General features: G+C 55.3%; 2 rRNA genes. Both read left to right on the top strand.

Going from position 1 to position 5,341, the window contains the following annotated elements:
- The first annotated feature begins 112 nt into the window (after nucleotides 1-112).
- A 16S ribosomal RNA gene (locus AC5RT3_RS20520) occupies nucleotides 113-1,636 on the top strand.
- 572 nt (nucleotides 1,637-2,208) lie between these two features.
- Nucleotides 2,209-5,338, top strand: a 23S ribosomal RNA gene (locus AC5RT3_RS20515).
- The 16S and 23S rRNA genes sit together here, the layout of an rRNA operon.
- Nucleotides 5,339-5,341: the final 3 nt, after the last annotated feature.

Raw genomic sequence — 5,341 nt, 5'->3', positions numbered from 1 at the left:
TGCCGGATCGTGCCGCCCCTGTGGCATTGGTTTGGTGTTTTTGGCTGGTTTCAAATTTTGTGCAGCTTTTGCTGGTGTTATTTCCACTGGTTTTGGTTGTGTCTGTTTTTCTTCAACGGAGAGTTTGATCCTGGCTCAGGATGAACGCTGGCGGCGTGCTTAACACATGCAAGTCGAACGATGAACCCTGCTTGCGGGGGGATTAGTGGCGAACGGGTGAGTAACACGTGAGTAACCTGCCCTTGACTCTGGGATAAGCCTGGGAAACTGGGTCTAATACCGGATATGACCTTCCATCGCATGGTGGTTGGTGGAAAGCTTTTTGTGGTTTTGGATGGACTCGCGGCCTATCAGCTTGTTGGTGAGGTAATGGCTTACCAAGGCGACGACGGGTAGCCGGCCTGAGAGGGTGACCGGCCACACTGGGACTGAGACACGGCCCAGACTCCTACGGGAGGCAGCAGTGGGGAATATTGCACAATGGGCGCAAGCCTGATGCAGCGACGCCGCGTGAGGGATGACGGCCTTCGGGTTGTAAACCTCTTTCAGTAGGGAAGAAGCGAAAGTGACGGTACCTGCAGAAGAAGCGCCGGCTAACTACGTGCCAGCAGCCGCGGTAATACGTAGGGCGCAAGCGTTATCCGGAATTATTGGGCGTAAAGAGCTCGTAGGCGGTTTGTCGCGTCTGCCGTGAAAGTCCGGGGCTCAACTCCGGATCTGCGGTGGGTACGGGCAGACTAGAGTGATGTAGGGGAGACTGGAATTCCTGGTGTAGCGGTGAAATGCGCAGATATCAGGAGGAACACCGATGGCGAAGGCAGGTCTCTGGGCATTAACTGACGCTGAGGAGCGAAAGCATGGGGAGCGAACAGGATTAGATACCCTGGTAGTCCATGCCGTAAACGTTGGGCACTAGGTGTGGGGGACATTCCACGTTTTCCGCGCCGTAGCTAACGCATTAAGTGCCCCGCCTGGGGAGTACGGCCGCAAGGCTAAAACTCAAAGGAATTGACGGGGGCCCGCACAAGCGGCGGAGCATGCGGATTAATTCGATGCAACGCGAAGAACCTTACCAAGGCTTGACATGGACCGGACCGCCGCAGAAATGTGGTTTCCCCTTTGGGGCTGGTTTACAGGTGGTGCATGGTTGTCGTCAGCTCGTGTCGTGAGATGTTGGGTTAAGTCCCGCAACGAGCGCAACCCTCGTTCTATGTTGCCAGCACGTGATGGTGGGGACTCATAGGAGACTGCCGGGGTCAACTCGGAGGAAGGTGGGGACGACGTCAAATCATCATGCCCCTTATGTCTTGGGCTTCACGCATGCTACAATGGCCGGTACAAAGGGTTGCGATACTGTGAGGTGGAGCTAATCCCAAAAAGCCGGTCTCAGTTCGGATTGGGGTCTGCAACTCGACCCCATGAAGTCGGAGTCGCTAGTAATCGCAGATCAGCAACGCTGCGGTGAATACGTTCCCGGGCCTTGTACACACCGCCCGTCAAGTCACGAAAGTTGGTAACACCCGAAGCCGGTGGCCTAACCCCTTGTGGGAGGGAGCCGTCGAAGGTGGGACTGGCGATTGGGACTAAGTCGTAACAAGGTAGCCGTACCGGAAGGTGCGGCTGGATCACCTCCTTTCTAAGGAGCGCCTTACAACTGCCCGTCCCGGGCGAATGTCCGGGTGTGGTGTTGTCAGGAGTACTGCCCGTAGCACGGACGTATGTTTCGTGGCGGGTGCTCATGGGTGGAATATCAACGAATAGCGGCTGCCTGGTTCTGGTCTTGTCTAGTACGGATGCTTTTGTGGTGTCCTGGAACGGCGGGGCCGGGGGTTTGGGTGGTTTAGTGTTTGGCACACTGTTGGGTCCTGAGGCAACAGGGCCAGGGGATGGCCGGTCATGGTTTGTGCTGTGGGTGGTGGTTTCCTGGGTTTGTTTGTTTCTGGTTTCCCTGCCATGTCGTTTCATGCGCTGTTGGTCTCCTTTTTGTGGGGGCTGTGTGTGTGGGGTGTGTGGTGTGGGGTTGTTGTTTGAGAACTACATAGTGGACGCGAGCATCTTCCATGAAGGACCCCTTGGGTTTTTTGTGGGAAGCAATTTCCAAGAATTGGAACCTGGATCTGGCCGCGCCTGTTTGAGACTCTTTCGGGGGTTGATGGGGTGTGGTTGGTTTTGTGGTTCTCTCGAGTGTTTTTGTTGTTGATCTTTTGTGGTCAAGTTTTTAAGAGCACACGGTGGATGCCTTGGCATTAGGAGCCGAAGAAGGACGTAGGAATCTGCGATAAGCCTGGGGGAGTCGATAACCGGACTGTGATCCCAGGGTGTCCGAATGGGGAAACCCCGCCAAGCGCGCGAGTGACTTGGTGACCCGTACCTGAACACATAGGGTGCGTGGAGGGAACGCGGGGAAGTGAAACATCTCAGTACCCGCAGGAAGAGAAAACAATAGTGATTCCGTTAGTAGTGGCGAGCGAACGCGGATCAGGCTAAACCGTTCCATGTGTGATAGCCGGCGGGCGTTGCATGGTCGGGGTTGTGGGACTTTCCATACCAGTTCTGCCGGGCTGGTGGGGTGTGATGTGCGCGCATAGGTGAACGGTTTTGAAAGGCCGGCCAGAGAGGGTGTTAGTCCCGTAACCGTAATGCGTTGTCACCGCCTGTGAGAGTATCCCAAGTAGTACGGGGCCCGAGAAATCCCGTGCGAATCTGTCAGGACCACCTGATAAGCCTAAATACTCCCTAATGACCGATAGCGGACCAGTACCGTGAGGGAAAGGTGAAAAGTACCCCGGGAGGGGAGTGAAACAGTACCTGAAACCGTGTGCTTACAATCCGTCGGAGCAGCCTTGTAGCTGTGACGGCGTGCCTTTTGAAGAATGAGCCTGCGAGTTAGTGTTACGTCGCGAGGTTAACCCGTGTGGGGCAGCCGTAGCGAAAGCGAGTCTGAATAGGGCGTGTGAGTGGCGTGATCTAGACCCGAAGCGAAGTGATCTACCCATGGCCAGGTTGAAGCGACGGTAAGACGTCGTGGAGGACCGAACCCACTTCAGTTGAAAATGGAGGGGATGAGCTGTGGGTAGGGGTGAAAGGCCAATCAAACTTCGTGATAGCTGGTTCTCCCCGAAATGCATTTAGGTGCAGCGTTGCGTGTTTCTTGCTGGAGGTAGAGCTACTGGATGGCTAATGGGCCCTACAAGGTTACTGACGTCAGCCAAACTCCGAATGCCGGTAAGTGAGAGCGCAGCAGTGAGACTGTGGGGGATAAGCTTCATAGTCGAGAGGGAAACAGCCCAGACCACCAACTAAGGCCCCTAAGCGTGTGCTAAGTGGGAAAGGATGTGGAGTTGCTCAGACAACCAGGAGGTTGGCTTAGAAGCAGCCATCCTTAAAAGAGTGCGTAATAGCTCACTGGTCAAGTGATTCCGCGCCGACAATGTAGCGGGGCTCAAGTACACCGCCGAAGTTGTGGCATTCATACATGTTCTAAGCCTTTGTGGTTCAGGAGTATGGATGGGTAGGGGAGCGTCGTGTGGGCAGTGAAGTCGCGGTGGAAACCAGCGGTGGAGCCTACACGAGTGAGAATGCAGGCATGAGTAGCGAAAGACGGGTGAGAAACCCGTCCGCCGGATGATCAAGGGTTCCAGGGTCAAGCTAATCTGCCCTGGGTAAGTCGGGACCTAAGGCGAGGCCGACAGGCGTAGTCGATGGACAACGGGTTGATATTCCCGTACCGGCGAAAAACCGCCCATGTTGAACAGGGGATACTAACTGCCCGAGACCTGCCCGACACCCCTTGTGGGTGAAGGGTTTTGGTGGAGCGCAGGACCTGATCCTGGGAGGCAAGCGTATTAACAGGTGTGACGCAGGAAGGTAGCCGAGCCGGGCGATGGTTGTCCCGGTCTAAGGATGTAGGGCGAGTGGTAGGCAAATCCGCCACTCATTGTGCCTGAGATCTGATGGGACCCCCGTATGGGGGGATTCGGTGATCCTATGCTGCCGAGAAAAGCATCGACGCGAGGTTTTAGCCGCCCGTACCCCAAACCGACACAGGTGATCAGGTAGAGAATACTAAGGCGATCGAGAGAATTATGGTTAAGGAACTCGGCAAAATGCCCCCGTAACTTCGGGAGAAGGGGGGCCCCAACCTTGAACGGACCATGCGTCCGGGAGGGGATCGGGGCCGCAGAGACCAGGGGGAAGCGACTGTTTACTAAAAACACAGGTCCGTGCGAAGTCGCAAGACGATGTATACGGACTGACTCCTGCCCGGTGCTGGAAGGTTAAGAGGACCGGTTAGCCTGTAAGGGCGAAGCTGAGAATTTAAGCCCCAGTAAACGGCGGTGGTAACTATAACCATCCTAAGGTAGCGAAATTCCTTGTCGGGTAAGTTCCGACCTGCACGAATGGAGTAACGACTTCCCCGCTGTCTCAACCATAAACTCGGCGAAATTGCAGTACGAGTAAAGATGCTCGTTACGCGCAGCAGGACGGAAAGACCCCGAGACCTTTACTATAGTTTGGTATTGGTGTTCGGAGTGGCTTGTGTAGGATAGGTGGGAGACGTTGAAGCCCGGACGCCAGTTCGGGTGGAGTCATCGTTGAAATACCACTCTGGTCACTTTGGACATCTAACTTCGGCCCGTAATCCGGGTCAGGGACAGTGCCTGATGGGTAGTTTAACTGGGGCGGTTGCCTCCTAAAAAGTAACGGAGGCGCCCAAAGGTTCCCTCAGCCTGGTTGGCAATCAGGTGTCGAGTGTAAGTGCACAAGGGAGCTTGACTGTGAGAGAGACATCTCGAGCAGGGACGAAAGTCGGGACTAGTGATCCGGCGGTACATTGTGGAATGGCCGTCGCTCAACGGATAAAAGGTACCTCGGGGATAACAGGCTGATCTTGCCCAAGAGTCCATATCGACGGCATGGTTTGGCACCTCGATGTCGGCTCGTCGCATCCTGGGGCTGGAGTAGGTCCCAAGGGTTGGGCTGTTCGCCCATTAAAGCGGTACGCGAGCTGGGTTTAGAACGTCGTGAGACAGTTCGGTCCCTATCCGCTGCGCGCGCAGGAAATTTGAGAAGGGCTGTCCTTAGTACGAGAGGACCGGGACGGACGAACCTCTGGTGTGTCAGTTGTACTGCCAAGTGCACCGCTGATTAGCTACGTTCGGATGGGATAACCGCTGAAAGCATCTAAGCGGGAAGCTCGCTTCAAGATGAGATTTCCATACACATTTATGTGTGAGAGGCCCCCAGCCAGACCACTGGGTTGATAGGCCGGATGTGGAAGCGAGGACTAACGACTCGTGAAGCTGACCGGTACTAATAGGCCAACAACTTACACCACAAA

Source organism: Arthrobacter sp. Y3221159 (assembly GCF_059089885.1).
This window is presented reverse-complemented; position numbering and strand designations above follow the sequence as displayed.